We start from the raw sequence: 16,821 nt of genomic DNA, 5'->3' as shown, positions 1-16,821 counted from the left end.
AGCCTCGCTCCCGATCAAACATGCACTGTTCTTTCCAGTGCGCCTTTATGAAACGCCGGCAGTGCGCCTGCCTTGAACCCTGTTGCACCCACCACGGCGGTCTCGCCTAGTAGACGCAAGGCCGCACCTTCGATCAACCCTGCCGCAAGCAATTGCTGTGCCCGGGTCACCCCTGCCCTCAGCGCGTCGTCAATCTCGCTCTCCCCGAGCGTACCGACGTCGCGGGTGACAAGGCGCGCGCCGAGGTCGCTGTCGGGCTGCAATTCATTCGCCGGACAACGGACGATGGCGGGATGGCCAGGCAGATCGACGGCATTGGCAATGATGGTGGCGGCGGCATCGGCCTGCGACGCCGTGCGCGCCAGGACGGTGACGGCATCCGCAATTCCCAATGAAAAGCTGCGGCCGTGCCGCCCGCTGGTCGCAATGCCTCGCGCCGGATCGTCGGCGTCAATGTCAATCGTTCGCATCAAGCCATGCCGGTCGGGCCGGTCCAGAAGGCCGACGGTGAACTGCTCGCCGTCGGCGAGATGCAGTGCGATGTCACCGCCATTATTGACGTAAGCGCGGTCGAGCGGCGCCGCGGCAAGCATCGCGCCGAGAATTTCTTCCGCGACACTACCGGCGACCGCGGCCATCGGCGTGATGAAATGCCCGGCCGCAAAGGGCGCCACCGCCGCATGCATGCGGCGCGCGACGACGCCACTGAGCGCGCTGCAAGCCGGATCGGCAGCCTTTCGAAGCTCGATCAATTCTTCGCAGAGTTCATCGAGCAAACCGTTAAAGCGCCGCGCCGCGGCCTCGTAGGCGGCGCGCACCTCACCTTCGCTTCCCTGCGCCCCGATGACCAGATCGATCGGACCGTCCTGCAAATGCAGCCGCTTGCCGTCAGGAAGAAGCGCGATTTGCGGGAGCCGTTTCATGCGCTCCGTCCCGGCATATAAGGCATCGGGCGCGTTTCGGTGTTATCCCGCAGCGAAGCCAGCGGTCGCACATGATCCATGTGCCCGCCGAGCGCGGCATAATCCGAAAGCCGCAGCGTAAACTCGATCGGCGCCACCAGCGCCGGCGTCGGCACATAGCCGAACGCGCCGGCCGGCATCTGCGTGACGTCGACCATGAAGGTGATGCCGCCGCCGGGCCAGACATAAACCGGCGCGCCGCCGCTGGTGACCCGCGTCAGCGCATCCTTGACCGACCGCGTCAACCGCACCGGATTGTCGGTGACACCGGCGCGCAGCGAGCCGCCGGCACCGCCCATGAACAGCACCGTGCACAGCGCCGGCTCGCAATTTTCCTGGATGCGCTCGACCGAGAACTGGAGATCCGATGGCATCTGCTTCTGGATCGGTCGGAGCGCCTCGTCGAGTTCGTAGTAGGCAGCATGCTCGCCTGTCGTCGAGACCATCAGCATGGTCAGCCCCTGCCGTGCCTCCTTGGGATTGAACGGCCCCAGCACCGACAGCGGATCGGAAATATTGGTGCCGCCCCACCCCGTTCCGGGATCGGCGACCTGGAAGTAGCGGCCCGGCGTCGAGCGCCGTCCCTTCATCTTGATCCCGGTATCGGGAATATCGAGCAGCTTGCCGGCCTGATGCTCACTGAGAACGCCGGTGATATGGTCGTCCACGACGACGACCTCATCGACCTTGCCATGCCACTGCTTGGCGAACATGCCGATGGTTGCCGAACCGCAGCCGACGCGCATGCGCTCTTCCATAAGGCCGTTCACGATCGGCGGCCTTCCGGCCTGCACCACCACCGTGGCGCCGCCATCGATCGTCAGTTCCACCGCCTTGCAGTTGGAGAGGTCCATCAGCGCGTCGCAGGTGACGCGACCTTCCTTCTTCGATCCACCGGTCAAATGGTGCACGCCGCCGAGCGAGAGCATCTGCGAGCCATATTCGCTCGTCATCACGTGCCCGATCGCCTCGCCTTCCGCGCGCACGGCTGCGGTTTCGGGGCCGAGATAGCGGTCGGTGTCGATCTTCACCTTGACGCCGCAATAGCTAAAGATGCCTTCGGTCACGACGGTGACCATGTCGACGCCATCGACCTCCGAAGACACGATGAAGGGCGCCGGCTTGTAGTCGGGATAGGTAGTGCCGGCGCCGATGGCGGTGACGAACACGTTGGGCTCATGGACGATCTTGCCGTCCCAATCGCGGCCGGCCTGGAACGGCACCAGCCGTCCGCCATGCGATACCGTTTGCTCCAGCACGATATGCGGATCGACGCGCACCAGCTCGCCGTTATGATTGGCATAACGATCGCACGCGCCGGCCGCGCCCGGCTTGATGTAGCACATCACCGGACAGGCATCGCAGCGGATCTTGTCGCCACCGGCGACGGTCGCATCGGTCATGAACAAGCCTGCAGTCGAGAAGGCGCCGATCGGAGCCGCTTGCTCGCGGTCCGGTCACTTTGTTCGTATACGAATGATGTTGCGCGCGGACGGAAACGCTGTCAAGCGGGCCTGGAAGCGAAAGGCCCGACTTGCCGCATAATACCGCATTTGCCTCGCCGCCCTGTTCATAAAGCGAGCACGCGCTGCAGCGCGGGATGGCGCGGCTTGCACGTTTGTACACAAACGGTATCTTTCGGAAGCGTCCAGTGCGACGTTTGCAACGCAACGAAGGCTTAGGGGGAGCATGACGCAGAGCACGATGCGCCTGACTGTCAACGGCAAGACCAGCGATGTCGACGCCGCGCCCGACACCGCATTGCTCTATGTGTTGCGCAACGACCTCGCTTTGAATGGACCGAAATACGGCTGCGGGCTCGGCGAATGCGGCGCCTGCGCCGTGCTGATCGACGGCGTCGCCGCGCGGTCCTGCGTGATCCCGATCGAGGGCTGCACCGGGCGCGACATCGTGACGCTCGAAGGGCTTGGCACGCGCGAGCATCCCGATACCGTGCAGCACGCCTTCATCCACGAACAGGCCGCGCAATGCGGCTACTGCCTCAACGGCATGATCATCGCGACCAAGGCGTTGTTGCTGCGTTCCCCTCATCCCTCGGACGGCGAGGTGCTGGAAGCGCTGCGTCATCATCTCTGCCGCTGCGGCGCGCATATCGAAATCATGCGCGCGGCCATGCGGGCTGCCGGCCATGTGGTCGAGGCGCACACTTGATGACAGCGCTGAACTCTCTCGGGGATCGTGAACGGCCGCAGGGAACGCTGTCCGTCGTTCGTCCCGCCTCCCCCGTCGAGGCCGTCAAGTTCGAGACCTTCATCAGGGTCACCGCCGACGGATCGGTTACCGCTTATAACGGCCATGTCGATCTCGGCACCGGCATCCGCACCGCGCTCGGGCAGATCGTCGCGGAGGAACTCGACGTATCCTTTGCGCGCGTCGTCGTCGTGCTTGGCGATACGTCGCTGGTTCCCAATCAGGGCGCGACGATCGCGAGCGAGACGATCCAGATCACGGCCGTGCCGTTGCGCAAGGCCGCCGCACAGGCGCGGCAGTTTCTGATCGCGCGTGCCGCTGCGCGGCTGGAGCTTCCGATCGAGGATCTCGTCGTTGAAGACGGTCTGGTCCGCGGCAAGGACAACCGCAGCGTCAGCTATGGCGAATTGATTGCGGGCGAGACCATCCAGCTTGAACTGGCCGATGATGTTCCCGTGAAATCCGCCGATGCCTACACCATCGTCGGGCAATCGGTGCCGCGCGTCGATCTGCCGGCGAAGGCGACAGGCGAGCTGGTTTACGTCCACGACATGCGCGTCCCGGGCATGCTGCACGGCCGCGTCGTCCGTCCACCCTATGCCGGCGTCGATGTCGGCGACTTCATCGGCAACAGCCTGATCGCGGTCGACGAGACATCAGTCAGCAACATTGCCGGACTGGTCGCTGTCGTCCGTATCGGCGACTTCGTTGGCGTCGTCGCCGAGCGCGAGGAAAATGCGATCAAGGCCGCGACGCAGCTCAAGGTCACCTGGAAGCCGGTGCCGACGCTGCCCGACCTGAAGGACATCGAGACCGCGCTGCGCGCCAATCCATCCACGCCGCGAACGCTGATCGACAAGGGTAACGTCGATGCGGCGATTGCCGGCGCCACGAAGCCGATGCCGCGCACCTACATCTGGCCTTATCAGATGCACGCCTCGATCGGCCCGTCCTGCGCGGTCGCCGATTATCAGGAGGATCTGACACGGGTCTGGTCCGGCACGCAGAACCCGCATCATCTGCGCACCGAACTGGCGCGGCTGATCCATCGCCGCGAAGTTGAGATCGAGGTGATCCGGATGGAGGCCGCCGGTTGCTACGGCCGCAACTGCGCCGATGACGTTTCCGCCGACGCGGTGCTGCTGTCACGTGCTGTCGGCCGGCCGGTGCGCGTGCAGTTGACGCGCGAGCAGGAGCATACGTGGGAGCCAAAAGGCACCGCACAGTTGATGGACGTCAACGGCGGATTGAACGCCGACGGCAGCGTCGCCGGTTATGATTTTGCCACGCGCTATCCATCGAACGGCGCACCGACGCTGGCGCTGCTGCTGACCGGCACCATTCCGCACACGCCGCTTGTGTTCGAAATGGGCGACCGCACCGCGATCCCGCCCTACGACTACGAAAATCTGCGCGTGGTGGCGAACGACATGCCGCCAATCGTGCGCGCCTCCTGGCTGCGCGGGGTCTCGGCGCTGCCGAACACGTTTGCGCATGAATCCTGGATCGACGAATGCGCCGATGAAGCCGGTGTCGATCCGATCGAATACCGCTTGCGCTATCTGAAAGACCCGCGCGCGGTCGATCTCGTCAATGCAGTCGCCGAGCGCGCCGGCTGGAAGCCACGGCCGGTGCGGCAGGAACCGGAGGCCGAAGGCGACATCGTTCGCGGACGCGGCTTTGCCTATGCGCTCTACGTGCACAGCAAGTTTCCCGGCTACGGCGCGGCGTGGTCCGCGTGGATCGCGGACGTCGCCGTCAACAAGGCGACCGGCGATGTCAGCGTGACGCGCGTGGTGGCCGGGCAAGATTCCGGCCTGATGATCAATCCGGACGGCGTGCGCCACCAGATCCACGGCAACGTCATCCAGTCGACCAGCCGCGCGCTGATGGAGGAAGTGTCATTCGACCGCACCTCGGTGACTGCGCGCGAATGGGGCGCCTACCCCATCATCAAATTCCCCGAGGTGCCTGAGATCGACGTATTGATGCTGCCGCGGCAGGACCAGCCGCCACTTGGCGTCGGCGAGTCCGCTTCCGTCCCGAGTGCCGCCGCCATCGCCAACGCCATCTATGATGCGACCGGCGTGCGCTTCCGCGAATTGCCGTTCACGCCGGAGCGCATCCTGCGAGGGCTGCGCGGCGAGGAGCAGACGGCGCCGGAAGCATTGCCGCCACCGGCATCCGCACCGCAGCCCGATCAGAACAGATGGCACAAGCCATTCGCTGGATCGCGCGGTGTGTTCGCAACGGCCGCAGCGCTATGCGCCGCCGCGATCGGTATTGGCGCCGCCATGCTGCCGTGGCGCGCGATCGCACCCATCGCGCGTCCCGACGCCTCGGTCTATTCGGCCGCCACCATTGCGCGCGGCCAGCAACTCGCCGCGCTCGGCGATTGCGCGGTCTGTCATACCTCGGCGAACGGCATTCTCAACGCAGGCGGCAAGCCGCTTCCGACCCCGTTCGGCACGATCTTTTCGACCAACATTACACCCGATGTCGAAACCGGAATCGGCGCGTGGTCCTACCCCGCCTTCGAACGTGCGATGCGCGAAGGCATCCATCGCGACGGAAGGCATCTCTATCCGGCATTCCCCTACACGCATTTCGCCAGGACCACCGACGCCGACATGCAAGCGCTCTATGCCTATCTGATGGCGCAGCCGGCGGTGCGCGCGGAGGCGCCGCAGAATACGCTGGCGTTTCCGTTCAACATGCGCCCGCTGATGGCGGGTTGGAATGCCTTGTTCCACAAGCCCAGCACGTTCCAGCCAGATCCGGCGAAATCAGAAATATGGAATCGCGGTGCCTATCTGGTCGAAGGCCTCGGCCATTGCAGCGCCTGCCATTCGCCGCGCAATGCGCTCGGCGCAGAGAAGGCGAACGCGTATCTGGCCGGCGGTTTCGCGGAAGGCTGGGAAGCGCCGGCGCTGACGTCGTTGTCGCAGGCGCCGATCCCTTGGAGCGAGGGCGAGCTTTACGCTTACCTGCGAACCGGCGAGTCGCGCCTTCACGGCGTCGCCGCCGGGCCGATGGCGCCCGTGGTGAAGGAACTGGCGGCGTTGCCGGATTCCGATATCCACGCCATGGCGGTCTATCTCGGCTCGTTCAACGACACCGCCATCGACACGTCGGCACAACAGGCGCTCGCCGCGAAACTGGAATCCTCGACCGGCACGCGCGGGTCGGCCGCATCCAGTGTCGGTGCCCGGCTCTATCAGGGCGCCTGCGCCGTGTGCCACGAGGTCGGCGGCGCGCCGCTGTTCGGCAGCCGGCCGTCGCTGGCGCTGAACAGCAACCTGCACAGCGCCGTGCCTGACAACCTGATTCAAGTAATCATGCACGGCATCGCCAAGCCGGCCGCGACCGACCTCGGCTATATGCCGGCCTTCAAGGACAGCCTGACCGACGGCCAGGTCGCGGAACTGGCCGCCTATCTCCGCAAGCAATTCGCCCCGGACAAGCCTGCCTGGACCGGTGTCCGGGCGGCGATCGGCCGAATCCGGCAGGAATAGCGCGCTGAGCTGCCATGTTCCGGCCAGAACCCACTGGTTGGGCGGCCTCCGGCACGGTAGAGTTCCGCCATGGCAGTTACCGATATTGCATCCCGAACCTATAATCACGGCTGGCGGCTCGACCCGATCGTGCGCAGCCTGCTCGATACCGATTTTTACAAGCTGCTGATGCTGCAGATGATCCGCGAGTTCTATCCGGATCAGCGCGTCACCTTTTCGGTCATTAACCGCACCAAGCATGTCCGTCTCGGCGAGATCATCGACGAGGGCGAATTGCGCGCCCAGCTCGACCATGCCCGCACCATCCGCTTTTCCAAGAAAGAACTGATCTGGCTCGCCGGTAATACGTTCTACGGCAAGACCCAGATGTTCTCGCCCGACTTCATCAACTGGCTCGCCAGCTTCCGCCTGCCCGAATATGAGCTGCGCAAGGTCGACGGCCAGTACGAGTTGCACTTCCACGGGCCGTGGACCCACACCACGATGTGGGAGATCCCGGCGCTCGCGATCATGAACGAGCTCCGCTCGCGACAGGCGACCAAGGGACAGGGCCGCTTCGTGCTCGACGTGCTCTATGCGCGCGCCAAGGCCAAGCTGTGGTCCAAGGTCGAACGGCTGCGCAAGCTCGAAGGATTACGCCTGTCGGATTTCGGCACTCGCCGCCGCCACGGCTTCCTCTGGCAGCGCTGGTGTGTCGAGGCCGTCAAGGAAGGCCTTGGCCCCTCCTTCACCGGCACGTCCAATGTGCTGCTGGCGATGGACAACGATCTCGAAGCGATCGGAACCAACGCGCACGAACTGCCGATGGTCGCCGCAGCGCTCGCCAATGACGATACCGAGTTGCGCTGGGCGCCCTATCGCATTCTCGATCAATGGCGTCATACCTATGGCGGCAACCTTTTGGTCGCGCTGCCCGACGCGTTCGGCACCAAACCGTTCCTGCGCGACGCGCCGGACTGGGTCGCCGACTGGACCGGCTTTCGCCCCGACAGCGCGCCGCCGATCACGGCCGGCGAGGACATCATCAAATGGTGGAAGCAGAAGGGCCGCGATCCCCGCGAGAAGCTGCTTGTGTTCTCCGACGGCATGGATGTCGGCTCGATCGAGGAGACCTACCGGCATTTCGCCGGACGCGTGCGCATCTCGTTCGGCTGGGGCACCAACCTCACCAACGATTTCGTCGGCTGCGCACCGGATGGTTCCGCCGATCTCGACCCGATCTCGCTGGTCTGCAAGGTGACGTCGGTCGATGGACGGCCGGCAGTCAAGCTGTCTGATAATCCCGAGAAGGCCACCGGCTCTCCGACCGAAGTCGAGCGCTATTTGCGCGTGTTCGGAAATGCCGGCCGCGTCCGCACCGCCGTGCACGTCTGAACCTCCAACTACCCGTCCCCGGACCAACCGATTTGACGAGCCCCGCATGCCCGCACCCAAGCCGCCTGCCTTCGAAACCCTGAGCCTGCACGCCGGCCAGCGCCCAGACCCCGCCACCGGCGCCCGCGCGGTCCCGATCTACCAGACCACATCCTACGTGTTCCAGGACTCCGACCACGCCGCGGCGCTGTTCAACCTGGAGCGCGCCGGCCACATCTACACCCGCATTTCCAACCCGACGACGGCGGTGCTCGAGGAGCGCCTCGCCGCGCTGGAAGCCGGCGTCGGCGCGATCTGCACGGCAAGCGGCATGGCCGCGCTGCATCTGGCGATCGCAACGATCCTCAATGCCGGCGATCACATCGTCGCGTCCGCCTCGCTCTATGGCGGCACCATCAATTTGCTCGCGCACACCCTGCCGCGCTTCGGCATCACGACCACCTTCGTCAAACCCCGCGCACTCGATGAATTTCGCGCCGCGATCAAGCCGAATACGCGGCTGGTGATTGGCGAGACCATCGGCAATCCCGGGCTTGAGGTGCTGGACATTCCAGCGGTGGCGCAGATCGCGCATGACGCGAAAATTCCGCTTTTGATCGACAACACCTTTGCGACGCCGTTTCTCAGCCGCCCGATCGAGCTCGGCGCCGATATCGTGATGAACTCGGCGACCAAATGGATCGGCGGCCATGGCATCGCGATCGGCGGCGTCATTGTCGATGGCGGCCGGTTCGACTGGCACGCCTCCGGCAAGTTCCCGCAACTCACTGAGCCCTATGCCGGCTATCACGGCATCGTCTTCGACGAGCAGTTCGGCCAGGCCGCCTTCATCATGCGCGCACGCACCGAGGGCCTGCGCGATTTCGGCGCGTGTCTTTCGCCGACCAACGCGTTCCAGCTGCTGCAGGGTGTCGAGACGCTCGGCGTCCGGATGGAACGCCACATGAGCAATACGCTTGCTGTGCTCGAGGCGCTGACTGCCAACAAGGCCGTCGAGTGGGTGCTGCACCCCGCGCTGGAGAATCATCCCGACCATCAACTCGCAAAACGGCTGCTGCCGCGCGGCGCGGGATCGATCGTCTCTTTCGGCATCAAGGGCGGCCGTGCCGCGGGCAAGAAATTCATCGAGTCCCTGAGAATGATCAGCCACCTCGCCAATGTCGGCGACGCCAAGACGCTGGTGATTCACCCCGCCAGCACCACGCATCAGCAGATGGACGCCGCGCAGTTGAAGGCCGCAGGGATTGGCGAGGAGCTGGTGCGGCTGTCGGTCGGCATCGAAACCGTGTCCGACATCATCGACGATCTCGGTCAGGCGCTTCGCGCATCGCAGAAGGTTTGAGCCATGCAGCTTTCCGTGAATGGTGCTGATGTCTTCGTTGCCACCGGCGGCCGCCCGTTCGATCCGTCGCTGCCAGCCGTGGTCCTGCTGCATGGCGCAGGGTTCGATCATTCGACCTGGGCGCTGCACAGCCGCTGGTTCGCGCATCACGGCTATTCGGTGCTGGCGCCGGATTTGCCCGGCCATGGCCGCTCAGCGGGCAAGCTGTTGCCGACCATCGCCGACATGGCCGATTGGACTGCGGCGCTGCTCGACGCCGCCGGCACGCCGAAAGCCAAGCTCGTCGGCCACTCGATGGGATCGCTGATTGCGCTGGAGACGTCCGCGCGACATCCCGAGAAGGTTTCGGGCCTTAGCCTGATCGGAACGGCGGCCACGATGACGGTCGGCCCTGATCTGCTCAAGGCGGCCGAGGCCAACAGCCCGGATGCCTTCGACATGGTGTCGATCTGGGGCCTCGGTTTCAAAGCCGAACTCGGCGGCAGCCTCGCACCGGGACTGTGGATGCACCAGGGCGCGCAACGCGTGCTGCAGCAGACGCGGCAGGGTGTACTGTACAATGATCTCAACGCGTGCAATTCGTATCAGAACGCGCTGACGGCCGCCGCACAGGTCAAGGTGCCTGCGACCTTCATTCTCGGTGAGCGCGACATGATGACGCCTGCGAAGGCCGGCAAGACATTGGCCGCAGCGACGCCGAACGCGCGCACCGTTGTCGTTCCGGGCGCCGGCCACATGATCATGGCCGAGGCGCCGGACGAGTTGCTCGCGGCGTTGCGGGAGTAGCGGCGAGTCTTATCCTCCCCTGAAGGGGGAGGATCGGTTCGCATGCAATGCGAACCGAGGTGGGGTGACGGTCTCTCCACGTCCAACAGCGTCCGTGTTGGGAGACTGTCACCCCGCCCCGTCTCGCATTTCGCTGCGCTTCATGCGAGCCGACCCGCCCCCTCAAGGGGCGGGTGAAGAAAGGGCGATCGTCACTGCCGCGCCGCCGGCTTCCGCTCCACCGGATGGATGTCGATGCCGCGCAACCTTCCCATGCGCAGCACGTCCATCGACAGCGTGCGGTCAATACGATCGCGGTCCAGCGCGCGAATCAAATCGTCGACGCCGTTGATCTCGACGCCGTCGAGCTTGATCACGACATCGCCCGGCAGCAAGCCCGCCTTGGCGGCCGGGCTGTCCGGCTCGATCTGCGCCAGCAGTGCGCCCATCGCGTTATCGACGCCGGCGACCACCGCATGGCGCCGCGGGATCGGTGCGGTCTGGCCGGCGACGCCGATATAGGCGCGGCGGACATAGCCGTGGCGGATGATCTCCGACAGCACGAATTGCGCGGTGTTGCTCGCGACCGCAAAGCAGATGCCCTGCGCGCCGTTAATGATGGCGGTGTTGATGCCGATGACTTCAGCCGACGACGAAACCAATGGCCCGCCGGAATTACCGGGGTTGAGCGCGGCATCGGTCTGGATGACGTCCTCGATGGTCCGTCCGCTCACCGAGCGGATCGAGCGGCCGAGTGCCGACACCACGCCTGCGGTCACCGTCGATTCGAATCCCAGGGGATTGCCGATCGCGACAACGAGCTGACCGCGGCGCAGGCTCTTGGAATTGCCGAGCGAGGCATAATGCAGATCGCGTGCGCCATCGGCCCGCAACAAGGCGAGGTCGGTATCGGGATCGACGCCAAGTACGTGGGCATCGGTGACAAAGCCCTCGGTGTCGCGGAGCCTGATCTCTTTCGACGATCCGACCACATGGCTGTTGGTCAGCACCAGGCCGTCGGGCGAAATGACGATGCCCGAGCCAAGTCCGCCGCGCTCGCGCGCCGAGCGCACTTTTGGACCGGTTTCGACACGCACGACAGCAGGCCCGACGCGTTCGGTCACGCCGATCACGGCGTTGGAATAGGCATCAAGCAGCGCCTGATCGTCCGCAGGGGCGGGTTCGGGAGCCGGCGACAGGTCGTCGCTGGCAATATTTGAGGTAAAATCCAGCATGGCGAGCTTCCTTCGGTCTCACCAAATGGTGGCCGTGGCGCGTCCTCGCAAGAGCCTTGGCCTGCGCGCAAGGCTGCCCTGCCTGCTATTGCGCCCGCCTGAGCGTCCCCGACCGCGCCTTGACGGGATCGAGCAGCGACCAGTCGCCTTGTTCCAGCGTGTAGCCCTTTGGGAACGGTGCACGGAGTTCGAGGCCAAGCGAGCGCAGCACGCGGTCATCGCGGTAGTAGCATTGCAGAACGACGCGGACGAGTGTCGCTGCTGCGGCGCCGCCGGTGGCGCGGAACTCGTTCGCGATCGCCTCGCGTTTGGCGGGTTCGAGTTCGGCCAGCGGCTGGCCTGCAAGGCGCGCGAGATGATCGAGCGCCTGCCTCACCAACGCGGTGTCGCGGCCGAGTGTGGCCAGCATGTCGGCCTGGATCGCGGGATCGTCCGCGCCGGGCACTTTGTACTCCTCGCTGACGGGAATGATCATCGCGGCGACGGTGCGGAGGTTGTCGCGCTGGGTCGAGGTTAATTCATTTGCAGACATGGCGATCTCAGTCGAAGAGGTTGGCAAGGCGTTGCTTCATCTGGTCGGCGACGTAGAGCGCGATCGCCTGGATGGTCGAGGTCGGGTTCACGCCGCCTGAGGTCACGAACACGCTGCCGTCGACGATGAAGAGATTCTTCACGTCGTGCGAGCGGCCCCATTCGTTCACCACGGAGCGCGCGGGATCGGTGCCCATCCGCGCGGTCCCGAGCAGATGCCAGCCGCCCCAGGGAATTGGATTGTTCATGCAGATATCGGTGGCCCCGGCAGCTTCGAGAATCTCCCGGCCGCGCGCCAGACCATGGTCCATCATCTTCCGGCTGTTCTCGCTGATCGTGTAATCGATCTTCGGCGCGGGGAGTCCGTTGCCGTCCTTCAGCACGGGATCGAGTGTGACGCGGTTGTGCTCCTCCGGCAAATCCTCGCAGATCGCAGACACCGCGAGGCGATGACCGTTGAGCTTTCGGAACACACGGTGATGATCCACGCCCCACGGCAAGATGCCCTTCTGCTCGCTCGCGACAGCTTCGAACACCGGCCCCGCGCCGCGGCCGAACTGGATTCCGTAGCCGCGGACAAAACCGCGCGAGAGATCCGTGTCGTAGAATTCTTTGCTCCAGAGGCAAGTCGGCGGCGCACGGTTGCTGTCAGTCGGCTCCTTCACAAAACCGTAGATCTGCGCATAGGGATGGAACATCAGGTTCTTGCCGACCAGGCCGGACGAATTGGCAAGCCCGTTCGGGAAGCGGCCGGAAACCGAGTTCAGGAGCAACCGCGGCGTTCCGACGCCATTACAGGCAATGATGACGACCTCGGCCGGCTGAAACTGCTCGACACCATCCTTGTCGTAGTAGACGACGCCCGAGGCCATGCCGTGCTCGTTGGTGAGAATTTCGCGCACGCGGCAATGGGTCTTGACCTCGACCCCCGCACGGATCGCGTGTGGCCAATAGGTGATGTCGGTCGACGCTTTGGCGCCCTGCGCGCAGGCCGGCGTGCAATGGCCGAGGTTGATGCAGCGCGCCCTGCCCTCGTAGTCCATCGTCGCGACGGTCGTGTCCGACGGCCACCAGTGCCAGCCGAGCTTGTTCATGGCGTTGCCGATCAGCGGACCTGAGAGCCCGAGCGGCTGCGGCGGCATCGGCGGGTGCGTCAGTGGTGAGCGCGGATCGCCCGACAGGCCCGAGACGCCCATCATCCGGTCGTTCTCTTCGAAGAACGGGGTGAGCGCGTCGTAATCGATCGGCCAGTCGTCAGCGACGCCGTCGAGCGTCCTCACCTTGAAATCGGATGGGTGCAGCCGCGGCCAATGCGCGGTGTACATCACCGTCGAGCCGCCGACGCCGTTGAAGTTCACCACCTTGATCGGCGAGTTGTCGTCGTTAACAGGATAATCCTCGGGCCGGCCGCGGATGTTCGGGCTGGTCGACCAGTCGCCATAAAACTTCGCCTCCCAGTCACGGCCCGTGCTCGGATAGTCCGACGGGTTCATCCAGCCGCCCTGATCGAGGCAGAGGATGTGCATCTTGGTATCGGCCAGGCTCCACGCCACCGCCGCGCCGGATGCGCCGGCGCCGATGATCAGGACGTCAACGGGATCGTGCTTCATTCTTGTTCCTTAAAATTCTGTCTTGTCGTTCCGGGGCATCGCGGAGCGATGAACCCGGAACCTCGAGATTCTCAGGTGCGCAAGTGCGCACCATAGTTCGATGCTGACGCATCGCCCCGGAATGACGGGCTAGTTCACAATCTTACCCGGAAGGGTACGGATGCCGCGGATGAAATTCGAATATAGCCGCTGTGGCGCGCCGGTGATTTCAAAGCGAAGGTCGCGGTTCAATATTTCCTCCCAGAGGATGCGGATTTGCTGCTCGGCGAGGCGGTCGCCGACGCAGCGGTGGATGCCGGCGCCGAAGGCGAGATGCTGGCGCGGCTTGGCGCGGTCGATGATGAATTCATCGGCGCGGTCGATCTTGGTTTCGTCGCGGTTGCCGGAGATGTACCACATCACCACCTTGTCACCCTTGCCGATGCGGCGGCCGGCGAGTTCGGTGTCGTGGCGCGCGGTGCGGCGCATATGCAGCACCGGCGTGTGATAGCGGATAATTTCGGAAACGAGGTTCGGGAGCAATTCGCGGCGCGCGCGGACCAGTTCGAACTGCCCGGGGTTTTCGACCAGCGCCACCAAGCCGCCGCTCATCGAGTTGCGCGTGGTGTCGTTGCCGCCAACGATCAGCAGCGCCATCGTGCCGATGAACTCGCGCGGCTGCAGATGGCGCGTCGCCTCGGAATGCGCCAGCATCGAAACCAGGTCGAAGGTCGGCGACGCATTCGCACGTACGTCCCACAATTTGCGGAAATAGTCGCCCATCCTGGCCAATTCATCGTAACGCTCGGTTTCCGAATGCACGACGGCGTCCGGCGAATCGACATTGGCAATCGCCACATCCGACCACCAGCTCAGCTTCATGCGATCTTCCCAGGGAAAATCGAACAATGTCGTCAACATCATGTTGGTCAGATCGGTCGAGACCCGCTCGGCCCAGTCAAAGATCTCGTTGCGCGGCAACGCGTCCAGCACGTCCGCAGTCCGCTTGCGGATCAGCGGCTCAAAATTGGCGAGATTGGACGGCGCCACAATCGGCGCAACGGTGCGTCGCTGCGCGGTGTGACCGGGTGGGTCCATCCGGATGAAATTCGAGATCTCACGCCCCTTCGGCTGGTCGGCCACCTGAATACCGCCGAGCTCCGAACTCGACGAATAGTTCTCGTGATCAAGCTCGGCCGCAAAAATGTCGTCGTAGCGCGTCACCGACCAGTACGGCCCGAACCGCGACGCCTCGCAATAATGCACAGGATCGTCACGGCGGAGCTGCTCGAACAGCGGCCGCCAGGTGTCGTCCTGATAAAGCTGGGGATCGCTGACGTCGACCGACGTCAGCTTGCGCTGCAGCGCCTGGACCATCGCTTCCCTCCCCTCCTGCTTTCGCCGCTTGATCGGCGGTCCTGATCCCGACGATAGGGGCAGATGCGGTGGTGAGTAAAGCCGACCGAGACCGGCCAGCGGCAAACCTGCAACCCTGCCACGCGTCCATGCAGGGTTTGTCCGCCGCCACGAGACCGGATAGCCTTGGCGCAAACCACCAGCGAGGGAGCGACGCCGATTCCGGATTTCGACGCCATCATCATCGGCGCGGGCATGTCGGGCCTGTACCAGCTTTATCGATTGCGCGAGCAGGGTTTGCGCGTCCGGGTGTTCGAGGCCGGGACCGATGTCGGCGGCACCTGGTACTGGAACCGCTATCCCGGCGCGCGCTTCGATTCCGAAAGCTACTCCTATGGCTATTCGTTCTCCAAGGAGTTGCTGCAGGAATGGGACTGGTCGGAGCATTTTGCCGGCCAGCCGGAAACGCTGCGCTATCTCAACCATGTCGCCGACAAGTTCGACCTGCGCCACGATATCCAGTTTCGCAGCCGGGTTATGGCGGCGGTTTACGAGGACGCTTCGCGGAGTTGGATCATCACCCTCGAAGACGGCAGCCGTTTCAGTTCGCGCTTCCTGATTACCGCGATTGGACCGTTGTCGACTCCCACCCTGCCCCGGGTCGAGGGGCGCGACGATTTCAAGGGGGCGTCGTTCCACACCGCACGATGGCCGAAGGAGCCGGTGGATTTCGCCGGCAAGCGCGTGGCGGTGATCGGCACCGGCGCGACCGGCATCCAGACGATCCAGACCATTGCGGGCCAGGTCGGCCATCTCACGGTGTTTCAGCGTACGGCCAATTGGGCCGCGCCGCTGCACAACGGCAAGATAGACGCCGAGACGCAGGCCAGGATCAAGGCCGGCTATCCCGAGATATTCGCGCGCTGCCGCGAGACGTTTGCCTGCTTCATTCACACGCCCGACCCGCGCAGCGCGTTCGAGGTCTCCGACGAGGAACGCGAGGCCAATTATGAAAGGCTCTATGGCGAGCGCGGCTTCGGCATCTGGGTAGGCAATTTCAACGACATCCTGACCGATCGAAAGGCGAACGCGACGATCTCCGATTTCGTCGCGCGCAAGATCCGTGAGCGGGTGAAGAACCAGGCCGTGGCCGAGAAGCTGATCCCAAGGAATCACGGCTTCGGTACCCGACGGCTACCGCTCGAGACCTTCTATTACGAGGTGTACAACCAGGACAATGTCGAGCTGGTCGACATCAAGGAAACGCCGATCGAGCGCATCACGCCGAAGGGCATCAAGACCAGCGAGAAGGAGTACGAATTCGATATCATCATCTATGCGACGGGTTTCGACGCCATCACCGGCAGCTTTGACAAGATCGATTTCCGAGGGAGCGGCGGCACGCGGCTGAAGGACAAATGGAACAAGGGACCCGAGACCTATCTCGGCATCATGGTCCATGAATTTCCCAACATGCTGATGCTGATGGGACCGCACACCGCGCTCGGCAACATTCCGCGCAGCATCGAGTACAGCGTAGACTGGGTGACCGGTCTGATCCGCTTTGCCGTGGACAACAAACTGACGCGGCTGGAGGCGACGCCGGAGGGCGTGCAATCCTGGACCGATCACGTCAAGGCGCTTGGCGAGGGATTGCTCGCCAACGAGGTCGATTCCTGGATGACCGGCATCAACTCAAACGTCGAGGGCAAGCAGACCCGCATCGTCGCCCGCTACAGCGGCAGCGCGCCGGCCTACCGCGCCAGGTGCGACGAGGTCGCGGCGAAGGGGTATGGGGAGTTGCGGCTGGGGTAGCGTTTGGCGAAAAGCGTACCACCGCCGTAGGGTGGGCAAAGCGAAGCGTGCCCACCATCTCGCAGCGCGCTCGGTGATAGATGGTGGGCACGTCGCTTCGCTCCTCTGCCCACCCTACGGGACTTG

At 64.3% G+C, this 16,821-nt stretch carries 12 protein-coding genes; 6 read left to right on the top strand and 6 right to left on the bottom strand.

Annotated elements, in window-relative coordinates; translation table 11 throughout:
* Nucleotides 1–14: 14 nt before the first annotated feature.
* Nucleotides 15–923 (bottom strand): UPF0280 family protein, encoded by a 909-nt coding sequence (locus ACPPVP_RS13250; RefSeq protein WP_426534837.1) that lies wholly within the window; start codon nt 921–923, stop codon nt 15–17.
* Nucleotides 920–2,365 (bottom strand): 6-hydroxynicotinate reductase, encoded by a 1,446-nt coding sequence (locus tag ACPPVP_RS13245; RefSeq protein ID WP_426534835.1) that lies wholly within the window; start codon nt 2,363–2,365, stop codon nt 920–922. Before ACPPVP_RS13245 ends, ACPPVP_RS13250 begins: the two co-directional genes overlap by 4 nt.
* 286 nt (nt 2,366–2,651) lie before the next feature.
* Between ACPPVP_RS13245 and ACPPVP_RS13240 the strand changes: the two genes are divergently transcribed.
* The 5 genes from ACPPVP_RS13240 (at nt 2,652) to ACPPVP_RS13220 (ending at nt 10,190) form a co-directional block, all read left to right on the top strand.
* Entirely contained in the window at nt 2,652–3,134 is a 483-nt protein-coding gene (locus ACPPVP_RS13240) for a (2Fe-2S)-binding protein (RefSeq protein WP_426534833.1), read from the top strand.
* Complete coding sequence (locus ACPPVP_RS13235; RefSeq protein WP_426534831.1) at nt 3,134–6,688, top strand: molybdopterin cofactor-binding domain-containing protein; 3,555 nt, start codon at nt 3,134–3,136, stop codon at nt 6,686–6,688. The genes ACPPVP_RS13240 and ACPPVP_RS13235 overlap by 1 nt, the downstream gene beginning before the upstream one ends.
* Before the next feature lie 69 nt (nt 6,689–6,757).
* Nucleotides 6,758–8,062: a nicotinate phosphoribosyltransferase gene (pncB, locus tag ACPPVP_RS13230; RefSeq protein WP_426534829.1), complete on the top strand. Its 1,305-nt coding sequence runs from the start codon at nt 6,758–6,760 to the stop codon at nt 8,060–8,062.
* 46 nt (nt 8,063–8,108) lie between these two features.
* The gene (locus ACPPVP_RS13225) at nt 8,109–9,404 is read left to right on the top strand and encodes an O-acetylhomoserine aminocarboxypropyltransferase (protein ID WP_426534827.1); all 1,296 of its coding nucleotides are present in this window, start codon (nt 8,109–8,111) and stop codon (nt 9,402–9,404) included.
* Nucleotides 9,405–9,407: 3 nt separating this feature from the next.
* Nucleotides 9,408–10,190, top strand: a complete 783-nt coding sequence (locus tag ACPPVP_RS13220; protein ID WP_426534825.1) for an alpha/beta fold hydrolase — start codon at nt 9,408–9,410, stop codon at nt 10,188–10,190.
* A gap of 191 nt (nt 10,191–10,381) precedes the next feature.
* On the opposite strand, the gene ACPPVP_RS13215 is transcribed toward ACPPVP_RS13220, so the two are convergent.
* The 4 genes from ACPPVP_RS13215 to ACPPVP_RS13200 form a co-directional block, all read right to left on the bottom strand.
* Nucleotides 10,382–11,404: a S1C family serine protease gene (locus ACPPVP_RS13215; protein ID WP_426534823.1), complete on the bottom strand. Its 1,023-nt coding sequence runs from the start codon at nt 11,402–11,404 to the stop codon at nt 10,382–10,384.
* Between the two features lie 85 nt (nt 11,405–11,489).
* The gene (locus tag ACPPVP_RS13210; protein ID WP_426534821.1) at nt 11,490–11,936 is read right to left on the bottom strand and encodes a hypothetical protein; all 447 of its coding nucleotides are present in this window, start codon (nt 11,934–11,936) and stop codon (nt 11,490–11,492) included.
* Nucleotides 11,937–11,943: 7 nt separating this feature from the next.
* Nucleotides 11,944–13,545 carry a GMC family oxidoreductase gene (locus ACPPVP_RS13205; RefSeq protein ID WP_426534819.1) on the bottom strand — a complete coding sequence of 534 codons (1,602 nt, stop codon included), beginning with the start codon at nt 13,543–13,545 and terminating at the stop codon, nt 11,944–11,946.
* Between the two features lie 129 nt (nt 13,546–13,674).
* Nucleotides 13,675–14,901 carry a cytochrome P450 gene (locus ACPPVP_RS13200; RefSeq protein ID WP_426534817.1) on the bottom strand — a complete coding sequence of 409 codons (1,227 nt, stop codon included), beginning with the start codon at nt 14,899–14,901 and terminating at the stop codon, nt 13,675–13,677.
* Between the two features lie 165 nt (nt 14,902–15,066).
* Between ACPPVP_RS13200 and ACPPVP_RS13195 the strand changes: the two genes are divergently transcribed.
* Nucleotides 15,067–16,695, top strand: coding sequence for a flavin-containing monooxygenase (locus tag ACPPVP_RS13195; protein ID WP_426534815.1), 1,629 nt, complete (start codon nt 15,067–15,069; stop codon nt 16,693–16,695).
* Nucleotides 16,696–16,821: the final 126 nt, after the last annotated feature.

Source organism: Bradyrhizobium sp. McL0615, from assembly GCF_049993905.1.
Classification (GTDB): Bacteria; Pseudomonadota; Alphaproteobacteria; order Rhizobiales; family Xanthobacteraceae; genus Bradyrhizobium.
The sequence above is the reverse complement of the archived record's forward strand: the minus strand, read 5'-3'. Positions and strand labels throughout refer to the sequence as shown.